The sequence below is a fragment of the Pelagibius sp. Alg239-R121 genome (assembly GCF_947331435.1).
GTDB lineage: Bacteria > Pseudomonadota > Alphaproteobacteria > Kiloniellales > Kiloniellaceae > Denitrobaculum.
In genome coordinates this window covers 1-20,690 of sequence record NZ_CAMZOF010000004.1, presented here as the reverse complement: position 1 = coordinate 20,690, position 20,690 = coordinate 1, and the positions used below count along the sequence as shown (strand labels likewise).

General features: G+C 53.8%; 20 protein-coding genes. 12 read left to right on the top strand and 8 right to left on the bottom strand.

Features of this window, described 5'->3' with window-relative positions; genetic code table 11:
• Positions 1 to 7 precede the first annotated feature (7 nt).
• A complete protein-coding gene (locus QMZ18_RS13625; RefSeq protein ID WP_282606859.1) occupies positions 8 to 499 on the bottom strand; it encodes a hypothetical protein in 492 nt (163 codons plus the stop codon).
• A gap of 524 nt (positions 500 to 1,023) precedes the next feature.
• Entirely contained in the window at positions 1,024 to 1,581 is a 558-nt protein-coding gene (locus QMZ18_RS13620; RefSeq protein ID WP_282606858.1) for a PAS domain-containing protein, read from the bottom strand.
• Positions 1,582 to 2,072: 491 nt separating this feature from the next.
• Between QMZ18_RS13620 and QMZ18_RS13615 the strand changes: the two genes are divergently transcribed.
• Both QMZ18_RS13615 and QMZ18_RS13610 read left to right on the top strand, forming a co-directional pair.
• The gene (locus QMZ18_RS13615; RefSeq protein WP_282606857.1) at positions 2,073 to 2,969 is read left to right on the top strand and encodes a DMT family transporter; all 897 of its coding nucleotides are present in this window, start codon (positions 2,073 to 2,075) and stop codon (positions 2,967 to 2,969) included.
• A 344-nt stretch (positions 2,970 to 3,313) separates the two neighbouring features.
• Positions 3,314 to 3,871 (top strand): hypothetical protein, encoded by a 558-nt coding sequence (locus QMZ18_RS13610; RefSeq protein WP_282606856.1) that lies wholly within the window; start codon positions 3,314 to 3,316, stop codon positions 3,869 to 3,871.
• A gap of 352 nt (positions 3,872 to 4,223) precedes the next feature.
• Here QMZ18_RS13610 and QMZ18_RS13605 read toward each other — a convergent pair whose 3' ends face one another.
• Both QMZ18_RS13605 and QMZ18_RS13600 read right to left on the bottom strand, forming a co-directional pair.
• On the bottom strand, positions 4,224 to 5,492 hold the full coding sequence (locus QMZ18_RS13605; protein WP_282606855.1) for a histone H1-like repetitive region-containing protein: 1,269 nt from the start codon (positions 5,490 to 5,492) through the stop codon (positions 4,224 to 4,226).
• A gap of 1,248 nt (positions 5,493 to 6,740) precedes the next feature.
• Positions 6,741 to 7,307, bottom strand: a complete 567-nt coding sequence (locus tag QMZ18_RS13600) for a peroxiredoxin-like family protein (protein WP_282606854.1) — start codon at positions 7,305 to 7,307, stop codon at positions 6,741 to 6,743.
• A gap of 297 nt (positions 7,308 to 7,604) precedes the next feature.
• Here QMZ18_RS13600 and QMZ18_RS13595 point away from each other — a divergent pair, with 297 nt between their 5' ends.
• From QMZ18_RS13595 to QMZ18_RS13585, 3 genes are all read left to right on the top strand, one after another.
• The gene (locus tag QMZ18_RS13595) at positions 7,605 to 8,213 is read left to right on the top strand and encodes a pentapeptide repeat-containing protein (RefSeq protein WP_282606853.1); all 609 of its coding nucleotides are present in this window, start codon (positions 7,605 to 7,607) and stop codon (positions 8,211 to 8,213) included.
• A gap of 25 nt (positions 8,214 to 8,238) precedes the next feature.
• The gene (locus tag QMZ18_RS13590; protein ID WP_282606852.1) at positions 8,239 to 8,619 is read left to right on the top strand and encodes a DUF983 domain-containing protein; all 381 of its coding nucleotides are present in this window, start codon (positions 8,239 to 8,241) and stop codon (positions 8,617 to 8,619) included.
• A gap of 548 nt (positions 8,620 to 9,167) precedes the next feature.
• Complete coding sequence (locus QMZ18_RS13585; protein WP_282606851.1) at positions 9,168 to 9,776, top strand: hypothetical protein; 609 nt, start codon at positions 9,168 to 9,170, stop codon at positions 9,774 to 9,776.
• A 50-nt stretch (positions 9,777 to 9,826) separates the two neighbouring features.
• On the opposite strand, the gene QMZ18_RS13580 is transcribed toward QMZ18_RS13585, so the two are convergent.
• From QMZ18_RS13580 to QMZ18_RS13570, 3 genes are all read right to left on the bottom strand, one after another.
• Positions 9,827 to 10,645 (bottom strand): phosphate/phosphite/phosphonate ABC transporter substrate-binding protein, encoded by an 819-nt coding sequence (locus tag QMZ18_RS13580; RefSeq protein WP_282606850.1) that lies wholly within the window; start codon positions 10,643 to 10,645, stop codon positions 9,827 to 9,829.
• Complete coding sequence (locus tag QMZ18_RS13575; protein ID WP_282606849.1) at positions 10,642 to 11,172, bottom strand: GFA family protein; 531 nt, start codon at positions 11,170 to 11,172, stop codon at positions 10,642 to 10,644. Before QMZ18_RS13575 ends, QMZ18_RS13580 begins: the two co-directional genes overlap by 4 nt.
• A gap of 74 nt (positions 11,173 to 11,246) precedes the next feature.
• A complete protein-coding gene (locus tag QMZ18_RS13570) occupies positions 11,247 to 12,095 on the bottom strand; it encodes a helix-turn-helix domain-containing protein (RefSeq protein ID WP_282606848.1) in 849 nt (282 codons plus the stop codon).
• Between the two features lie 498 nt (positions 12,096 to 12,593).
• On the opposite strand from QMZ18_RS13570, the gene QMZ18_RS13565 reads away from it, so the two are divergent.
• Positions 12,594 to 13,547, top strand: a complete 954-nt coding sequence (locus QMZ18_RS13565; protein ID WP_282606847.1) for a fatty acid desaturase — start codon at positions 12,594 to 12,596, stop codon at positions 13,545 to 13,547.
• Between the two features lie 30 nt (positions 13,548 to 13,577).
• Here QMZ18_RS13565 and QMZ18_RS13560 read toward each other — a convergent pair whose 3' ends face one another.
• Positions 13,578 to 15,353 carry an SLC13 family permease gene (locus QMZ18_RS13560; RefSeq protein WP_282606846.1) on the bottom strand — a complete coding sequence of 592 codons (1,776 nt, stop codon included), beginning with the start codon at positions 15,351 to 15,353 and terminating at the stop codon, positions 13,578 to 13,580.
• A 538-nt stretch (positions 15,354 to 15,891) separates the two neighbouring features.
• Between QMZ18_RS13560 and QMZ18_RS13555 the strand changes: the two genes are divergently transcribed.
• The 6 genes from QMZ18_RS13555 (at position 15,892) to QMZ18_RS37065 (ending at position 20,108) form a co-directional block, all read left to right on the top strand.
• Positions 15,892 to 16,695 carry a hypothetical protein gene (locus QMZ18_RS13555; RefSeq protein ID WP_282606845.1) on the top strand — a complete coding sequence of 268 codons (804 nt, stop codon included), beginning with the start codon at positions 15,892 to 15,894 and terminating at the stop codon, positions 16,693 to 16,695.
• A 156-nt stretch (positions 16,696 to 16,851) separates the two neighbouring features.
• Complete coding sequence (locus tag QMZ18_RS13550) at positions 16,852 to 17,730, top strand: LysR substrate-binding domain-containing protein (protein WP_282606844.1); 879 nt, start codon at positions 16,852 to 16,854, stop codon at positions 17,728 to 17,730.
• Between the two features lie 146 nt (positions 17,731 to 17,876).
• Positions 17,877 to 19,010 (top strand): aromatic ring-hydroxylating dioxygenase subunit alpha, encoded by a 1,134-nt coding sequence (locus QMZ18_RS13545; RefSeq protein WP_282606843.1) that lies wholly within the window; start codon positions 17,877 to 17,879, stop codon positions 19,008 to 19,010.
• Positions 19,011 to 19,043: 33 nt separating this feature from the next.
• Positions 19,044 to 19,484 carry a lactoylglutathione lyase gene (gene gloA / locus QMZ18_RS13540; protein WP_282606842.1) on the top strand — a complete coding sequence of 147 codons (441 nt, stop codon included), beginning with the start codon at positions 19,044 to 19,046 and terminating at the stop codon, positions 19,482 to 19,484.
• 19 nt (positions 19,485 to 19,503) lie between these two features.
• The gene (locus QMZ18_RS13535) at positions 19,504 to 19,902 is read left to right on the top strand and encodes a cupin domain-containing protein (protein WP_282606841.1); all 399 of its coding nucleotides are present in this window, start codon (positions 19,504 to 19,506) and stop codon (positions 19,900 to 19,902) included.
• 59 nt (positions 19,903 to 19,961) lie between these two features.
• Positions 19,962 to 20,108 (top strand): helix-turn-helix domain-containing protein, encoded by a 147-nt coding sequence (locus QMZ18_RS37065; protein ID WP_367575952.1) that lies wholly within the window; start codon positions 19,962 to 19,964, stop codon positions 20,106 to 20,108.
• Positions 20,109 to 20,690: the final 582 nt, after the last annotated feature.

Below are 20,690 nucleotides of genomic sequence, written 5' to 3'. Positions count from 1 at the left end.
TATCTTGCTAGAACGTCGTAATCGAGTTCAAGCACGACATTCCCATGTTGTCATTGTAAACCAGCGCGCGAAGCTTGCTGTGCCGCATATCAGCATCAGCCACGTGACCGACTCTTTGTCTTATCCTGATCGTCTTGTAGGTCACCCGTCTGCGGTACTGACTCTGATCGTAGCTGTAACCGCTATTATAGCCACTATCGCTATAACCGCTGTTAGAGCCATTGTCGTAGGTCGTGTAACCGTAGCCAGAGCCGTAATAGTCGGGAATCGGCCGCCAATATGTGTCGACCTTAATGATTCGGCCCGGGATCGGCAGATTTCCGTGCTGCAGAAGACAGCCAGCCGAGTTTGCCCAAGCCGAACTCGGCCGAAAGGTCAACACCAGCGGCGCACTCGCTGCACCAAGCTTCAATAGACGGCGCCGCGCTTTTCGCGCCTCGTCCATCTGCTCCTCACTCCTAGACCCGGCACTCTCGTTGCCATGCAAAGTCGGATCCATAAATGCCACACTCCTTAAAATCGGCTTAATAAATCGCCGCATCCAAATTTCGCCACAGGAATACCCCAGAGGGTCACGCTGCTGCAAATGGTTTAATCGCAATCCTGGCAGTTACAAAGCAACTTCTATGCCACGAGTCTTATATTCGTATTTTCAACTACTTAGTGATTCCCACCCATTGCTTCTGTAAAGAATCTCAACACATTTTTCCGGCTCGAGTTGGTATAGAACGATGATAATGTCTATAAGAGATTGAAAAATATATAAAACACAGAAATGCCACACCGTAAAAAAAACCGACAATCCCTGACTCCAGGCGAATCTACAGTGGGTAGGCATGGCAATCGGACCTACAGCCGAAAGCTGTGGAACGGCAGCTAGAACGTAAAATTTCAACTGAATGTCAAACGGCAGTGCTGCTCACCGGCTGGCACTCGCCCTTATAAAATGTGAAGAATCAAAGTCTTCTGACTGTTGGGCTTGATCGCGGGTGCAGGTCGGGGCTTGTGGCGCGCGCCGCTGTCTCAACAACCGCTGCCGATTGCCCTTTTTCTCTGAAAACTTGATGAGGGCTCTGTGAGTTCGTCTACCGGCAGAAAATCATACTTCTGCTCCTGATAGTGAGCACTGTTCACAAGATCGATCGAATCACCGCGCACGGTGACGCCCACCAAACCGTCGGCCGTCCCACCATCGCTGGACAATGGCAGAACTAGGCGCTCCCCCAAAGTCATACGATCAGTACAACGATAGATTGGGCCTTCTGCGTGCAGCGCCAGTTTCTCGTTCACTACCCTCAGGAAGAGTTCGTTAACGGTCGGGAAACGCCCGCCTTTCACAATTTCAGACAACAGCTTTCCGGTAATCCGCGAGCCGAACACCGCATTTACTTCCTCGCCAGCCAGCCGGTAGCGAAAGGTGTCGTGCGCCGCTTCATAGTCACTCAGCCAGATAAAAGGCAAAACCGGACCTAGCCGGAGCGCATCGATATCTTGGCGGCTCGGCATGGTACGCTCGCCCCGCACCTCCAGGTAATGGTCAAGGAAAACTGCCAACCTCGGATCTGACAATCTATTGAACATCGTTACTGCTCCAAGAATTTACAGGAGTCATTTCGCGCATAGATGTCAAGGAAGCTGCATTCCATGTAAAAACAATCTTCATAGAAAAAGATACCATAGACGATAAAAAATCTATTTTACTTCAACTCAGACGAAGCACGTGCATTTAACTTAGCAACATACGAAGTTAAGGTCACCTTAATACCTTGATTAATGGTCATGTTTGGCAATGCAGTACGTTACGCTGTGCCTGCTGCTGTCACAATGCCGACAGGGAACCCGACTTCTCATTCAAAGCCATATCCCGAGCTGAAATTAGAAATGCCTCTACACAATGCAAACGATTGTCATCGGGCAGGTTGGACGCATTCCTGATCAAAAGGCCGGTGCCGCACGGCGCAGAAGTCCTGCTCTCATCATCTATGCATGGCTGATACGCAAATCCGAGAATTCCTAGCAATGGAATTTTCCTGTATTGCTGCGGCATACAACCAATAACGCAAAGCCATTAAATGACGGACGCATCTGTACGCACCGGCTCTTCCTCCGGTTCGAGCAAAGGGATACTTTGGATGCTGCTGACCATGCTGCTGTTTGTCAGCATGGACACGGCTGCCAAGCATCTCACTCAGAGCTATCCAGTGCTGCAGGTCGTCTGGGCTCGTTACTTTTTCCATGCTTTGCTTTTGGCGCTCTACCTCAACCGCAGAATTCCGGGCTTGATGCGTACGAAACGGCTGGGAATACAGCTTTTTCGTTCACTTCTGCTTTTGGTGACCACGGTATTGTTCTTTACCGGCATTAGCCTAATCCCACTGGCGGACGCGAGCGCTATCATGTTCGTCGCTCCGATCATCGTGACAGCTCTGTCCATGCCGCTGCTTAAGGAAAAGGTCGGCCCCCGGCGCTGGGTGAGTATCGTCGTCGGGTTCATCGGCGCGCTGATCATCATTCGCCCTGGAGGCGAAACTGTGCAGATTGCTGCCCTTCTGCCTTTTTGTGCGGCCTGTTGCTATGCGCTCTATCAGATTATAACCCGCTCGCTCAGCCACAGTGACCAACCTTTGACCACGCTGGCTTATACCGCATTGGTTGGCGCCGTCGTCATGTGTTTCGTGGCGCCCTTTAATTGGCAATCTCCCGACACGAACGGCTGGCTGTTAATGATTCTGATCGGCTTTCTCGGCGGTATTAGTCAGTTTACCCTGATCAAGGCCTTTCAGTCGGCACCTGCCGCTGCGGTCACGCCCTTTAGCTATTCGAGCCTGATCTGGGCCACATTCTACGGCTTCATCGTGTTCGGTGATCTGCCGGATCAGCCGACCGTTGCCGGTGCCCTCATCATCGCAGCCAGCGGCCTTTACATCTTTCACCGTGAAAATCTGAAGAAGCGCAGCGACGGCACATAATGCCTGGGAACGGCGCAATCGTTTGCATCTACACTCTAGTTGTATGACTCGGAGAAAGGCGGCCCTTAAGGGTAATGCCCATATTTGCCGGGAAAGATTTTCCCGGCAACAGGCCGCATCGCCCTCAAAACTGCCGCTTCATGGAGCAAAAGCGTTATTGTCCGCTCTCGAGTAAAACAATCAGAGGTGTGGATCGAGCTCTAACTATATGAATAAGAAGCGAGTTCATGGTCTCCACCGCCTCGGCAATAACGACCGGACACTATCCCTCCACCGAACCTCTCTCTGGTCCAGACTTTGCATATCCACTGCAAACAGGAAGATTCAGTCAGAAGAGGAAGTTCATGTCTCTTATCGAACCAGGTGACATCAAGCATCAGTTCAATTCCGCACGATCGTGGATGAAGGAAAGTACGACAGCCGACCTCGACATCTCGGTTCCGGTGGCCAAACCCATCGACCCACCAGCGGAGACAGCTGCCAGCGCGATTGCCCCGAAGCTGAAGGCGGGCCTTTCTGATAAGCTGTCACAAGCTGTAAAGCAGGATAAAAAGCTGCCCAAGACCACATCCAGTCCTGGCAATTCAGGTGCCGTGGCCGCTGGGCAGTACGACCGGATGATCGAAGACATGATCCGCAACGAAAGCCAGGCGGAGATCATACAGCACGTCATTAAAGTTGAACGCACTGAAGTGGCGGCGCTCGTCAAGCAGGTGGCACGCGCCAAAGGCCGCTACCTCGCGACACTACTCGAGTCATCCAAGGGTAAAAGCGTCTCCGCCAGCAGCATCGAAGATCTGAAGCAGCTCCGTGACACTCATGAAGAACTGCAGCAAGGCCTTAACGATCTACGTCGGCATATTATGGATGGAACCGTCATGGTTGAAGGCGTTCGCAACTAACGCCTGCCCGTTTTATTGCCGGAGTCCTGACGCCAGTCTTTCAAAGTCACCGTAGAGTACTGAAAGACCGCCCGGGATCCGCCAAATGCCTCGCGGTCGTTATCCAAGAAGAAATCAATAGCCGGTAACGACACGTGCTGGTGAAACGTCAGTGACGCCGACCGGCATTCGCGAGCTCGAGCGCTTGATAACCTGATCACAGATGCAGCCTCGGTTACCGACTGCGCAGGTGCACTAAATTAAGACCCTATGCCTACATCAGCCTTTGAGCAGAAGACTCGAAGGAAATAAAAAAGCGGGACCTGAAAGGCCCCGCTTTTCTTATGAGCGATATGCTCTTGCCGCCGATAGATTACCGGCTGACAGCACCATTCGACCATACATAACGAAAGGGTTTTACCGACACTGGGCGTTTGACCGCAGCCTTAGTAGCAGACGGACGCTTGGTGACAGCTTTACGCGCAATCGGCTTCTTAGCAATAGCGGCCTTGGCCATCGGCTTCTTAGCGACAACCTTGCGAACGGCAGGCTTCTTGGCTGCCGTCTTGCGAGCAACTGGCTTCTTAGCAGCGGCCTTCTTAGCAGCCGGCTTCTTGGCTGCCGTCTTACGAGCAACTGGCTTCTTAGCAGCGGCCTTCTTAGCGGCCGGCTTCTTGGCTGCCGTCTTGCGGGCAACTGGCTTCTTAGCAGCGGCCTTTTTAGCAACCGGCTTCTTGGCTGCAGTCTTGCGAGCAACTGGCTTCTTAGCAGCGGCCTTCTTAGCAGCTGGCTTCTTGGCTGCCGTCTTGCGAGCAACTGGCTTCTTAGCAGCGGCCTTCTTAGCAGCTGGCTTCTTGGCTGCCGTCTTGCGAGCAACTGGCTTCTTAGCAGCGGCCTTCTTAGCAGCCGGCTTCTTGGCTGCAGTCTTGTTAGCATCTGTCTTCTTAGCAGCGGGCTTCTTAGCTGCAGCCTTCTTAGCAACCGGCTTCTTGGCCGCAGTCTTCTTTGCTACCGGCTTCTTAGCAGCAGGCTTCTTAGCTACTGGCTTCTTAGCAGCAGTCTTCTTAGCGACTGGCTTCTTAGCTGCAGTCTTCTTGGCGACTGGCTTCTTAGCTGCAGTCTTCTTGGCGACCGGCTTCTTAGCTGCAGTCTTCTTGGCGACTGGCTTCTTAGCAGCAGTCTTCTTAGCGACTGGCTTCTTAGCAGCAGACTTCTTAGCGACTGGCTTCTTAGCAGCAGACTTCTTGGCGACCGGCTTCTTAGCTGCAGTCTTCTTTGCTACTGGCTTCTTAGCCGCAGTCTTCTTGGCTACAGGCTTCTTAGCTGCAGTCTTCTTGGCGACTGGCTTCTTAGCCGCAGTCTTCTTGGCGACTGGCTTCTTAGCCGCAGTCTTCTTGGCGACCGGCTTCTTAGCTACAGCCTTCTTGACGACCGGCTTTTTAGCAGCAGTCTTTTTGACGACTGGCTTCTTAGCTACAGCCTTCTTAGCGACTGGCTTCTTAGCAGCAACGGTTTTCTTAGCGACTGGCTTTTTAGCAGCAGCCGTCTTACGAGCAGCTGGTTTCGCAGCGGCCTTCGTTACTTTTGCCGGTTTAGCCTTGGCAGTAGCCCGAGGCGTCGCCGTCCGTTTTTTCGCAACCATTCTAAATCCTCAAAATTATGAAGTAAGGTCCGGCGATTCACGCCTTGGTGGCGTATCGTTTAAACTCACTTGGTAAATATTTTGTTACCTTCGACGTTGCTTCATTCACCAAACTAATTTTCTTTTCATCTCCACTACTAAGTCAGTAGCGGTTATTCGGATGAAGTTGCCCAGCTTCTCGCTTGACCGAGGCCCATTACTACGAACACCAGAGATACAGTCGGTTATGGCAGAATTAAACTGCACGCAATGCGGCAAAGGCCCCGGTGCCAGGCCTCTGAATTTGCTGCTTATCAGATCGCCTCGCTGAGTGGAAATTCGCAGAAGTATCCCCAGGTCTTCCGATAAAAATTTGTTTTAACTGACCTTTTCGCCGGTCAAATATTCGAATCAGTCAGATAAGGCATCTACAGAGTAAAACACGTGAAGAAGAGTTACTGGCCAACCCACGAAAACATCCTGGATCAATCCAAAGCAAAACAGTCCTGTCGCCATCTATGAACTGCATAAGCCTCTTACACATGTCGGTTGTGCGGGGTATGTGCCGTTGTAATCGGGTGGATATTAAGTCGTCCGATTGATCTGATTAGGGTGTGGATAAATTTGTTGAGAATTTTACGCTGATTCGCTGTATCGGCTGACGTTTCACACATCATTAAGTTTTATTTACAAAGGTAAAAATTTATCTAGTGCATTGTTATTTATGATATTTTCGAAAACTTACTACATCAGAGACTTAATTTTGACCAGAGGTCACCTCAGTCGGAGGATCCACTAACGCGGATCGACATGCTGTGTATAATTCGCGTACGGTCGAATCTCATGACCATTAAAGAAGAGCCCGTTTCGTCATGATCACTCGGCTTGGTTCGGCAACCTCTTGAAAATTCAAGTTTCATCCTCATCTAAATTCTAACACACCCCGTGTTTGAGTCGCTGAATTCTACCCTGTCACTCCGACTCACTACTTCTGCCCCGGCGACTCCGCCGGGGTTTTATTTTTTCTGCATCTTTCCAAGCCATCCCTCAATTGGATGGCTCGAACCCGGGTGTTCTTCCCGGAGCCTCCGGCCAGACTCCCCGACTTCCCCCCGAGTCGTTTCCCATTCGGTGAAGCAATAAAAGCAAAAAAGGGCTCTCCTCAAATAGGAGAGCCCTCATTGCTGATTTGCACATAAGACGATGATAGCGATTGCCGTCTTTCAAACGGCAAGCATTTGTTCCGTCACGTTGCTCGAGTGAAAATGCCTATTCGGCAGCCTGCGCCTGATGATTAAGAACCTCGCCTCGTGCGGGGTACCCTTTTGCAATTACGAAATCCAAGGCCTTGAGAATGTCGCCGAAGGCCGGACGGGCAAAAGGCATGGTCTGAACGCTGCCGAAGTAAAGAGTCCCATCCGGACGAATCAGAAAGATACCCGGCTCACTGAACATTGCAGGCTCTTCAATGCCGATCGACGTCGTGCCGATACCAGCGGAAACGTAGAGCCCCCACTCGCGGGCCTTGTCCAAGCTGAGGCCATATCCCAGCGTCAGTTTGTCGAGCTTCCACTTCTCCTTGGCTTCGGTGGCACGATCCGCATCGTCACTCGACGCAACGAAAACCGAAACGCCGCGCTCGGCAAACTGCTCAAGCTTTTGATTGAGATCACCGAGGTACATCGAGCAGATCGGGCAGTGGAGACCGCGGTAAACCACCAGCATGGTGAAGTTTTCAGGCTTTTGATCGGCAAGCGACCAGGTACCGCCACCAACAGTCGGTAAATCCAGCGATGGAACGGCTTGACGGGGAAACAGTGGAGTGATCGTGCTCATGACAGGCTTCCTTCAGATCTAAGTTGCTGCATAACTGGAACGATCGTTCAATTATGTCAAGTCACTTATCCGGCACTTCTTGCAGCAACCTGGTCAGCAGTCAAAAATTTCTCAAATCAGCCGCGGTGTTTTGGGGAGCGCGTTAACAACTTTCTAAGGCCTCTACGTTATGGTTAACGAACTCCGCCACCTGGATATTGCGGTCTATGCCTGCGTCAAAACCGCGCGGCCGAAGCCAATCCAACAGTCCGGCGGTTTGCAATTTTGACAAGACGGGCCTGAGCGAGGGAGTCCCCTATGGCAAAGAAAACATTTGTATACCGCCTGACATTTGACCAAGACGAAGGGTCGAATACCGGCGAGGTCATCGCCACCAATGAAGCCGACGCCCGTCGGCAGCTACGGGTAAAGTATGTCTGTACCCGCCTGCCGGATGACACCTTGTTAATCGAAAAACCAGCGGAAGCCAAAAGCGGGAAATCCAGCGACACTAACTCCTTGAAATCTGCTAAGGCACGACAACTCCTGCATATTATGGCAGGGCATCACATTTGGCTGCAGAACGGAAAAGACGGGAGTCGGGCCAATCTGAACCGCCTGAATCTTGCCGGCTTAAAGATACCAAATGCCGCACTGCCGCATGCTGATATCGCCGAAGCAGATCTTTCCTTCGCAGATTTGGGGAAGGCAAATCTTCAAAACGCAAACCTGGTCCGGGCCAATCTTCAAGGCGCTAATCTTTCCGGTGCCGATCTGAGTGGGGCAGATTTAAGTGACGCCGACCTGCGTGACGCCGTACTGACGGGTGCGAAACTAAAGGGCACCGACTTCTGGCGAGCAAATCTTATTGGGTGCAAAATCTCTCCAAAGGCATTACATACGGCTCTGTCTTGCAGGTCATCGTAATCCCCTTCGAAAGATAAGCATCCCAATGGCATATATGGCTTCCGAAACAAAGCGCCCCATGCTTCTTTCCTTGTTTCGGGGGCTCTTGCGCCGCTGCCCATCTTGCGGGATTGGGAAGTCTTTCAAAGGGTATGTGAAGGTTGCGGACAGTTGCTCGCACTGCGGTGAGCCGTTGGGGCACATCCGCGCCGATGATATTCCGCCATATTTTACAATTCTGATCGTCGGGCACATGATCGTGCCCTCGATCCTTTACTTAGAGCAGACTTCGCCGCCGGAATTTTGGGTCCACATGGCGGTCTGGCCGACTCTGACACTTTTACTGACCCTGCTGCTTCTACCGCGGGTGAAAGGTGTGATTGTGAACCTGCTCTGGGTGCTTCGGATCCGCGGCGACGAAACCTGATATAATCGCCGCACATGCGTTGAACCTCCGCACCTTTGCAAGAGGATCATCGCACCCGTTATTCCGTCCACATCCTGTCTTATCTAAGGTGCGATCATTATTGAATGGTCCAGTCAGGAACCTCCACAGGCCTGCTGACGCGTTCTTCTTTCAACGCCAGGACTGGAAATCTCCACCGTTTCGAATTCTCCCCTTAAGCGCGAATTACCTGTTAACGAATTCTAAAATTAAGAAATCGTAAAAACCAAATCTTAACATTTGGGCACTAAAACAAGTCAGATAGATAAAAAGCGTCATGCTTTTTAGACGTATTGAAGAAACAGCTACAGGAATTGGTAGCTGAGGCTTTTCGGGGATCGGCGGTTCTCTGCATAGCGCATTCGTGGGGTCTGGCAACAGTCATGACCTGCAACGCGCGTTTGCCCTGGGTATCAGGCCGACCCTGCGTGTTAAGAAGGTAGCTTTTCATGACCAAAGGTGTTGCTCTATCTCTCATGATCGCGGCTGCGAGCCTGACGACGACGTCGGGCAGCAGCGTCGCTGGACCGATGACCTATACCAGCCCGATCGGTTTCGTGAATCAACTCGGCGGGTCTGTTGACGCTCGTGTGGATTTTAATAGTTTTGGAGTCGACGCCTTTTTCCAGAATTCGTCACTAGATGTCGGCCCCTTATCCTTTTCGTCGTCCGGACCAGCACACAATCAACTCAACAAGGTTGAGGTGAGTCCCGTTACCTTCCCAACGACAGCGCCCAATTTCACGCCTTATGCTGGCCTCTATCTACAAACATTAAGCGGTGGATCGACAACCGTCACTCTGACATTTGATGAACCAACAAGAGCCTTTGGCGCAAATTTCCGGGAAATGGATCGCAGCACCGTTATCAGTTACACGACTCAACTCGGTAGCCAGTCGATCACACCCGGCATCTCGAACGGTTTTTTTGGGTTCATCCTTGAAACCGGGCAATTTGTTTCCAGCCTCATGTTCTCAACCCCGGTCGCGGACGGTTTCGGAATCGACAACATTCTCATTTCCAATGCGTCAGCGGCAGCTTTGCCTGCCAAGGTCAATGAGCCTGGCACGCTCTCGCTGATGTTTGCCGCTCTGCTGGGACTGGGCATTTTGCTGCGGCGCAGCCGTCATCGCAGCTAGCGTTTGAGTCGCTAAAAAATAACAGGCTCCACGACTAATTGCGGGCTGATTCACGCGACATCTGCATAGCCTAGTGCAATCGCCTCGTTTTCCAGATACAGGATCCGGTCGTAAGCCTTGTTAGGCAGAACCTCCGCACGCTCAATAAGCAAAGCTTCGCGCGTATCTGCCAACTTCGGATCTTCTATCGCCGAAAAGAGCGCCGCGCGGATCCGCTGTAAGCGGTCTTTTCCTGTCCCACCCGCTGTTATGTAGGGAAGACCGGGCGCCTGGGGGCTGAACGCCAAAACACGGAGACCTTCAGTTGCAGAGGGCCGGTATCGCGCCGCCAGAGCATAGGTAACAGCGTCGACGGAGCAGACATCGGCGTTTCCAGCCTTCACCTCAGCCATGCTGGCCATATGTCCGCCGCTCACGCCCACACTCGAGAAAAACCGCCCGTCGGTGGCAAATGGCGCTATTGCAGCCCGAAGCGCCGAAAAGCCTGACTGGGAATCATGAGAATTCACAACAGCAGACCGTCCAATCAAATCGGACAGCCCAGCAGCGGTCTCGTTCTCACGCACAAGAATGAAACTACAGTAGTTGCTGCCCTCACAACCATGGCAGTCGTAACCGGGGGTCGCAATCACGGTGACTTTGCCGGCCAGGCCGTGCATCAGTGGATAACCACAGGTTTGGCTGAACAAGAGATCAGGTTTAGTCCAATGGGCCTTCAAGTTTGAGGCTTCAGCCAGGCGTTCGGGAACGCCATCGACGCCCTCGGCGACCATCGCCTGCGACAGTCCCTTCCACCAACTTTCGTTCGCCCTTTGGAACTCGGGCATAGCGTACATTGCCAGGCTGGCGTGTCCTATTGCGCCACTCATTCCCGATCCCCTGAATCCCTATCGGACATTCCCGCGAGTGCTTGTCCTCCTGCATGCGCACCGAAGGCGGCAGAGCCTTCTTTTTCCTTTGATAAACCGCCATGAAGGATAATGTCGGTGCCTGGCGCGAGTTCGTAGTAGTCACCCTTATCCGAGACAAAAATGTCATGTGTTGTTTTCAAGCCGGTCGGACGATCAATGCTTCCCGCCGATACGGATATCGCGTCTCCATCCGATCGTTCCCAGAGCAACGACGATCCGCAGTGCCGACAGAATCCCCGTCGGGCACGGTCGGACGAGCCATACCAGCGCAAACCCTGCCGCTCGACAAATTTGAATGCGGCGCGCTTCACCTTGGAATAGGCGGCGAAGTTGCCGTGGGTTCTCAGACACTGGCCGCAGTGGCAGTTGACCACATCGCGCAATGGGCCGAAGAGTTGATAGCGCACGGCTCCGCACAAGCAGCCACCAGTCGCACTCGGCTGCTCATCCTCCCTGTCTTCAACCCCTTCCATCTCCTCACGCATTTTTCTAACTCCATCCTTTCAGGATTGACGATCGCCTAGGCGACTGATTTGCGATCACTTTCTGTGTCTTCGCTTCACTTTACATCCGACAGGAGCCGTTCCAAGAACCCAATGACGTCAGTGGGCTGAATGACCGCCGAACGGATCAGCTCGTCGAAATGCCGGTTCAGGACACGGATATGTTCGGTCGAATTGAACACGAAGTACATATTGCCGAAATAAGCCGCCGCCCTCTGCCGGCCAAAGAGTGTGACGGGGACAGAATAACGCTGTAAACCATCGAACAGGAACCAGCGAAAGGCAGGGTAGAGTTCGTCGATCAACGACATCATCGCCAACAGCTGCTCATGACGCGACTCTGCCGGAAAGTCGCCCCAGATCCCATGTCCTCGCGCGAAATCCTGTACCGACTGAAACGAACAGCAAGCCTCAAGATCGGTTTCCGGACGCCGGCTGTATTCCAGGCGATGAGAGGCCTGTTCGAGCCCGCGCTCGGGTGAAATCGGCGCATAATCACGATATTCGTAGCGTGTGACAGCCTCGGTTTTCAGCAGATCCGGCAAGGTCGACGGCACATAGCGAATCTTGTAACCCTCAGCCTCCGCATGCCAACGGATCAAGCGCTCATCGACGGGAGATCCAGCGCCGGATTCAATTTCCAGCGGCTGCCCCATGATATTGATGCCTTCCTGATCGATCTGGCTCAGCCCCAACAGCCAATCTACGCTGACTTGCTGGGCTGCTGCGATAGCCGCAATGGTCTCGGCCCGGGGCAGACGGTCGTTGTTGGACGACAACAATTGCGACAGCGTCGAACGGTCAAGGCCAGCTGATGCCGCGAAGGCGGATCGGCTCAGACCCGAGCGTTCAATAACGTCGGTTAACCGTTCCCGGAAAACTTCGACGGTTTCACGACGATCCACTTTTGTTCCTCGATTTGCATCAATTTTGTTTACAGTTATCACCATTTGACGTGTTTGCATACCACTATCAACGTATTGTGCGCCGAATCGCACTATTGTCATTTTCATTTCGCTCGTACAATTGACACATGAGCTCGGGATCGCCTGGGGAAGCGGTCACGCCAATCAGACGACACTAAAAATGCCGCGGCCCACCCAATTTGGCTCTCAGAGTGCGATCGCTCCTGACAGCGAAGGTCAAGAGCGTGAACCACCCTCGAACTTTAATGATGAGTGGCGGATTCACGCTTCGTTGTTCCAGCGAAACTCGATCGGACTCTCGCTATCCACGTGATGGCTCATTGAAAAACATGCCTGGAATCAGGCTTCTGTGTGGTGAAAAGGAAATCGATGTTCGGCGTAACAACTACTAAGAGAGCAGTCCGAAGACGGGAATCGGAGTCGCCTCAGGAAAGAGCACGCCCCGCTCAAATACCCACGATCGAATGGCCCACGCTCGTGCTAGCGTTCGTTATCTACAGCGGGTTCGGGCTCATTACCTGGTACTTTCACACTCTCCCCTGGTGGCTTGCAGCCGCAATTGGCATCTATCTCATCGCATGGCACGGGTCACTCCAACACGAGGTTGTGCATGGCCACCCCACCGCTTGGCGCAGGCTCAATGAAGTCTTGATCTTTCCCAGCCTTTGGCTCTGGATCCCCTACGGCCTCTACCGCTCCGCCCACCTTCGACATCACTGCAACGCAAAGCTGACCGATCCTCTTGAAGACCCTGAATCTTACTACCTGACACCACAACACTGGACCTCATTGGGACGGACTGCCCGATTTTTCTACTTTGTCCACAACAGCTTTCTCGGCCGCTTACTGATTGGGCCCGCGGTGTGCATCTGGCATCTCTACAGGAACGAGTTTGGGCAGCTCCGCCGTGGCCAACTGCAGAATCTGGGCACTTGGTGCGTCCATGCTGCAGGCTGCGCGCTTGTTCTCACCTGGGTGGTCGGCATTTGTCAGATCCCGCTCCTGACCTACATCGCCCTCTTTGTCTATCCGGCAATCTCCTTGTCGCTCATACGCTCCTTCGCCGAGCACCGCGCCCATCCCGGTGTCGACGAACGCACGGTCATCGTCGAATCCCGTGGACTCATGTCTCTTCTGTTCCTGAACAACAATCTCCATGCGCTTCATCACGCCGAGCCGGGATTGGCATGGTATCGCCTACCGGCACGATTCAAGGCCCGGCGAGGCGAACTCCTGACGGCGAATGGCGGATACCGCTTCAGCGGCTACGGCGAAATTCTTTTACGCTACTTCCTATGGCCCAAAGAGCATGTCCGGCACCCACAGGGAGACGTTACTTCTGTTGAGGTTGCAAGCACCGCATCGGCATTTACGGAAAAAGGGCTAACGGCAATGACCGCGCCCAATCTGGAGCCTGTGAACGCAGCCTGAGCTCTGCCAAAGATTGCGTCACAGCAAAATCTAGAAGGGCCAGACCACTAGAATCACCGGCACCGCAACGGCCACGATCAAAATCTCGAGTGGCAATCCCATGCGCCAATAGTCCCCGAATGCGTAACCGCCAGGTCCCATGACCAAGGTGTTGTTCTTATGCCCAATCGGTGTCAGAAACGCACAGCTGGCCGCCACAGCGACGGCCATCAGGAACGGATCCGCACTAACCCCAAGTCGCCCGGCGATATCGATCGCGATCGGCGCTGCGATCACTGTAGTCGCCGTATTGTTAAGCACGTCCGACAGGGTCATTGTCACGATCATAAGAATGGTCAACACGACCGCCGGCGACCAGCCGGTCGAGACCGCGACAATCCCTTCCGCAATCAAAGCTGTACCGCCACTGGTCTCAAGGGCCTGACCGATCGGGATCAGACAGGCGAGCAGAACGATCACCGGCCATTCCACGAAGTCATAGATTTGGCGCAAAGGCATGATTTTCAGCAGCACGTAGGCGATTACCACGCCCGCAAGCGCGATCGGCAGGTAAACGATGCCGACACTCGCCAGTACGATCGCCAGCGCAAAGAAACCCGCGGCCAAGGCCGCCTTTTCCCGTTGGATCACCTCCAGGCCGCGCTCTGCCAGCGGCAACGTCCCCAGCCAACTCGCAACCTCGGGCAGGCGCTCAGACGGTCCGAGCAGCAACAGCACATCACCCGCGGAGATCATCAGCTTGCGCACCCGGTCCCGAAAGCGTTGCCCCCTGCGTGAAACCCCCAGCAATGTGACGCCATGGCGGTATAGCAGGCTGACATCCAGTGCAGAGCGTCCTTCGATCCGGGCATGCCGCGGCACCACAACTTCCATCAGCTTTTGTCCGCCCTCGTCCGCCTTGGCATGCTTCTCACTGCCGACGTATTCCAGCTTAAGACTGCCCACCAGCTTATCGATCGCCTCTGGCCCGGCCTCAACCACCAGAATGTCACCACCAACGATCTCTTCGCGCCTCGCCATGCCCGGCAAGCGCTTTCCGCGGCGCACCAGTCCCACGATGTGGGCGTCACAATCGTCGGCCTCCTCGTCCAAATCCAATATCTTACGGCCAATTGTCGGGGATTCTTCGGGCACCCTGACCTCGGCGATATAGCCCTGCAGGTCCATCAATTCCTGCCCGCTATCGTGCTCGCCGCGTTCGCCGGGGATCAAGCGCCAGCCGATGAGAGCGACAAAAGCGACACCAGCAACGGCACAGGCAAAACCAACTGGTGCAAAATCAAACATGGAATAGCTCTCGCCCAGCGACTTTTCGCGAAAGGCTGCAATGATGATATTGGGCGGCGTGCCGATCAGCGTTACCAGGCCACCCAGGATGGTGGCAAAGGACAGCGGCATGAGGGTCAATGCCGGCGATCGTTTGGCCTTTGCACTGGCCTGCAATTCGACCGGCATCAGCAAAGCGAGCGCGCCGACGTTGTTCATGAAAGCGGAAAAGAACGCGCCCAAGCCGCTCATGACCGCGATGTGGCTGGAGAGCTTCCGGCTACCATCAATCAGATAGCGGGTGATTAGGTCGATCGCGCCGGACAAAACCAGGCCTTTGCTGACGATCAATACCAGCGCAATGATCACCACGGCCGGATGACCAAATCCCGAGAAGGCGTCTGCGGTCGGCACTGTCCCGGTCACCACCGCCACAACCAGCGCGCCAAACGCAATGAGGTCGTAACGGTAACGTCCCCACAACAGCATCGCAAAAACTGCAAAAAGCAAGGCGAACAGAATGATTTGATCAGTATTCATCTCTTGTCCTCACCATCGCTTCGGCGCGTTTCTTCGGTTGATCCAATTGCAAAACCACCCCCTGGCAAAGACTGACCCGTCAGCTTTAGCGTTAATGCCACTAGGAAAACAAGCTAGGGAAAACGCGCAGTCCTGCTGCAGAAGCTCCGACATACTTCGCAATTCGCAAAGGATCGGCTCGTTCTGAAAGTGACGCTGTTCGCAATCTGGCAAGATGCGTTGTCCTGATTCCATATCCACAATAACGGATCGAACCTCGAATCGCATCATACTGAAACAAAAAACACTCGCGGCTGTTTCTGGCTTAAGAGAACATATTTAAATATTGTTTTTCAACTCGTTACCGAAATTCACACTGTCCTTTTGAAGCTGTTTCTCTGCCAGTTCACCAACTGGATTTATCATACCAAAGTCTTCGAGAAATCGCATCTACCCGCCGCATGGCACGAAGGTTGCCCTTATTGACCCAATGGTTCGTACCGTCCCTCTGCGGAGCTGGCGCGGTTTCACCCAAAAACGCCAATAAGGAGACTGAAACGTGAGAAAAAAATTTAAACGCATAGCCATCCGTACAGTGCTCGGTTGCACGGCCATGGCCGCACTGGCGGTTGCAGCCCAGGCCGAACCTATAAGGACGTTCTTTGGTGAGGATCTCCACAACAGCCGCACGACGCGCCTGTCCAGCACACCCAACGCAGATGCAGCAGCGGCAGAGTTTCTCTCAAATTTAAGCGGGACGGGCACCGAAGAGTTTGAGAGTTTCTCTTCTGGCTCGGTCTCATCTCTGGCACTGTCGTTTCCCGGCAGCATGGGCTCGACTATCACTTCGACCCTATCCAATCCCGCTGGTTCGAACATCGTTATAAACAACCGCACGAGCGGGACCAATGGCTATGGGCGTTATCCCATCTCCGGAGATCAATATCTCGATGTGGATGGTGCCAACTTCCAAATCGATTTCGACAACGGCATCGCGGCATTCGGCTTCTACGGGATCGACATTGGTGATTTCGGCGGTGAACTGTCCCTGACTCTGGCGAACGGCGTTACTGAATCCCTCGACATCGGTAACACGGTCGGCAGCGGCGGCAGTACGGATGGATCGGTTCTCTTTTTCGGCCTGATCACCGACTCACCCTTCACCCAACTTACCTTCGCCAACAGCACCACAAGTGACATCTTCGCATTCGACAACATGACCATCGGCGACCTGTCACAGATCGTGCCGCCAACAGCCAGTGTACCGGAACCGGCATCTCTAGCATCCTTCGGCTTTGGTTTGCTCAGCTTGGCACTCTTGACTCTGCCAGCAACCAGGAAGCGCCTAGCTTTCCGCACATGAAAGACCGCATTCTTTTGTCGGCAAACTTATATGCCGGTGACCTGAATGGGTCGCCGGCACTTTCTTGGTTTGACCTTGAGCCTGAAGAAATGAAAGATCGCAGACACCGGCATTGAGGGTCGTCTCAGCGCCGAAGCGGATTTGGGATCTAAGGACGTGCTACCTCCCCTCAACGCCCTTCGCGCTTTTGAAGCGGTCGCCCGGCATCAAAGCTTTCAAAAGGCCGCCGAAGAACTGAGCGTAACATCGTCCGCAGTCAGCCATCAGCTGCGTAATCTCGAAGACTTCATGAATGCGGATCTCCTAGAACGTAACAGCAAGAAATTCGGATTGACGCCAGAAGGCCAGATTCTCTTCGATTATCTCTCCCAAGCTTTCAGCTTGATCCGACAGGGCGCAGCCGATGTTGCAGCGCGAACGACCGCCTCACCTCTCGGGGTTTCGCTTCGTTCACACTTTGCCGCTCGCTGGCTCGGTCCGCGTATGAGCCGCCTTTGGCGTAAGCTTCCGGGTCTCGACGTCCGCTTTTTCCACCACAATGGCCCTGCCGACTTCGGAAATCCAAATATCCATGTCGCGATCGAATGGCTGCATGTCAGCGAAGTTCCAACACATGCGCGCCTGCTCTGGCCAGGTGATTTGAGCCCTGCTTGCAGTCCTGACATCCTTAAGGGTGAAATGACGGTTACCAAGCCCAGCGATCTGGCAAAGCATAAGCTTCTGCACGAAAACGATGAGCGAAGCTGGCAAGAATGGCTGACTGCCGCGGGTGAGCCCAATCTCTGGGCCGGTGGCAAGCTCTTCTTCGAAGATTCGAACGTTCGCCATAGTGCCGCAATTGCCGGCGAGGGCTTTGCCCTGGTTTGCCCTTCACTCATCGAAGATGATCTGAACAGCGGCCAGCTCGTCTGCCCTTTTGACGCCCGTCTCGACAGTTATGCCTATTACATCATTGCACCAGCCAATCGCATGAAGATTCCAGCCGTAAAGAAGTTCGTCACCTGGATCCTAAACGAAGCGGGTCGAGCGCCCTGAGCCTTCCCTGCGTCCTGCGAACACGGAAATTATTTCAACAAGCCTGAGAAAGACGCGTTCGCCAGAGAAACGCTGGCACGCTAATGCTTGATCTCGACAAGAGTGTCGCCCGCCCTCGAGGCGTTTCGTTCTGTGGAGATGGCACTATGCGATCACGGCACTTGGAGGACCAAAAGTCTTCAGGACTTCTCGGAAACCTCTGCGGCCAGTCGGTAACGGCTGCGGCCCACGGTCTCCCAGGTTCCGCCTATACCGGCGAGACATTCTGGCAACGCGAAACTGAAAAACTGTTTCCTGACTCGTGGGTTTTCGTCGGCTTTACCCATGAGCTGACCAACGCGGGAGACGCCGTTCCCGTAACCGTGGCGGGAAAGCCGCTGTTGCTTCTGCGCAACCGGGACGGCGAGATCAACGGATTCCACAATGTCTGCCGCCACCGCTGTCTAAAGCTCGTCGACACACCTGGCAATGTCGGCCGGTTGCTGAAATGCCCTTACCATGCCTGGGCTTACAGCCTAAACGGCGAACTGCGCGCAACGCCCTACTTCGGTGGCCGTAACAGCCACAGCGCAGAGGGCTTCGACCGGGCGGAAACAGGTCTGGTGCCTGTCCGGACGGCAATCTGGCATGACTGGATCTTCGTCAATTTGGGCGGCGACGCCCAAAATTTCGATGACTTCATCCAACCCTTGGTCCGAAACCTTGAGGCACTTGATCTGAACCAGATCAAATTGGTTGGGGTTATCGACCTTGGTATAGTCCAGGCCAACTGGAAGGCCTTGATGGAGAACTTTATCGAGCCCTACCACGTTCAGTTTGTCCACAAGGAAACCACCAAGCAGCCCCTGCGTGATCACTACACAGTGATAGACGGACCCTGCCTGGGCAGTGCGGTCGACCTTTCCGACGAAGATCTCGAACAGTATCGGGCTGGAAAGACACTTGCCGTCTCGTCGCGTTACCTGACGTTGTTTCCCAACTTCGTCTTCGGGCGATACTTCCCTGACCAGATCGGCGTTCATCTGAACACACCGATCGGACCCGGGCAAACCCATCAGCGCCGCGCCATCTACACCACTGACGGCAGCAGGCCCGACGAATCACAAACAGAAGCGCTCAAAAAGCTCTGGAGCGACGTGCATCGCGAAGATCATGAAATCTGCGAGCGGCTACAGATGGGGCGCCTATCCGATATTGCAGAATCCGGCGGTTTTCTCTCCCCGGAATGGGAGAACAGCGTCCGGCGCTTTCAGGAGCTAGTTGCAGCTGCGGTTTCCTGACCGCCACAACGAATGATTACGGGGAGAAGCACAGTGACAGACCAGAAACGCGAACCGCAGGAACGGGGTTACCGCCTTGCGCATACGATGATGCGCGTCCGAGACATGGAAAAATCGCTCGAATTCTACGTCGGCATTCTGGGTATGCAGGTACTCCGCCGACGCGATTACCCGGACGGCAAGTTCACCAACACCTTTATCGGCTATGGACCGGAAGCCGAATTTCCGACCCTCGAACTCACCCATAACTGGGAACAGTCGGACGTCTACGACAAGGGTAATGGCTGGGGGCACATCTGCTTCGAGGTCCCCGACGTCTATCGCACCTGTGATGATCTCGCCGCAAAGGGTGTCACCATCACCCGCCCCGCAGGCCCCATGAAACATGGCACACGTGTCATTGCCTTTGTCGAAGATCCGGACGGTTACAAGGTCGAACTCAACGAATCCATCCTCAATACACCCAACGCTTAACCCAACAGGAAACATTACCATGGCAAAACCACAGCTCTACAAATTCACTGACATACAAAACCGCCTGGAAACCCTTGAGCCGGGGCAGACCTACATCAAGCCTTTCGTCACCAGCAGCGTCAGTGACACCATGTGCGGCGGGCTCAACTTCCTGAACAAGGTTTCGGTGCCTTGGGATCTGACCTGCGACGAGATCATCTACTGCATGGAAGGCACCTTCCGCCTAGTTTGTGATGGCGAGGCCTATATCTGCAAACCGGGTGACGTCCTCTACATTCCAAAAGACAATCACATCAAATATGAAGCAGATGAAAAAGCCGTGATTTTTTACGCGGCCTATCCGCACAATTGGAAACAGTTAGCGGGCATTACCTATGTCCCGGGCATCGACCCCGAGGACATGCCGGGGCCGGTATGATGTCCTGTGATCATGCATTTAGTTAGCACATCGCACGCTGACTTTGCTTGAACTGGCCGATGGATGTGCACAACGTATCCAACGCCTGTAGGATCATGGGCTATTCCCGCCGGCAGTTTTACGAGACCCAGCGAAACCTCCAGACCCACGCTGTCGCCGGACTGATAAACCGGCAGCTTGGTGCCAGAGGACCGCATTCGAACTAGGTCTCCGTGGCATTTGAGCGGGCGATCTTCGATCACGCTCTGGAGGGTTCCAGTCAAGACCATCGGCGGGTAGCTTATGAACTCACATTAAAAGGCGTTCAGGTTTCCTTCGGCGAGATACGTTGGGTCTTAAGCGACCATAATCTCTTGACCTAAGATAAGCGCTTGCTGCTTCTGGGAAAGCATATCTGGGGCAAAAAACTCGGGCTGAGCGAAGAGCAAATCAGACTGCTGGAACACTTCAACCCGAGTTTCGCGAACGCCACATTGAGACCTACTATACAAGCGACCTGATGGCTGTCGACACCTTCTTAATCGACCATTTGAAAGGGATTGGACGGACCTACTTGCAGAACGTCATCGACCACCGTTCCCGCTATGCCTGATGACAACTCCATACTTCAAACGGCCAATCACCGTGGCGTAAGTCATGGGGCGTAGAAATTTCTAAGACAGTCTCGAGGAGATGGAAAAGGGCCTGAAAGCCTTTCTGCCCTCTACATTACAAGCAATCCAACGGTAATCCCCCCAATTTTAGAGGGGCCTGTCAGTAGAATTTAAGCTGCTTTCAGTTTCTGTATC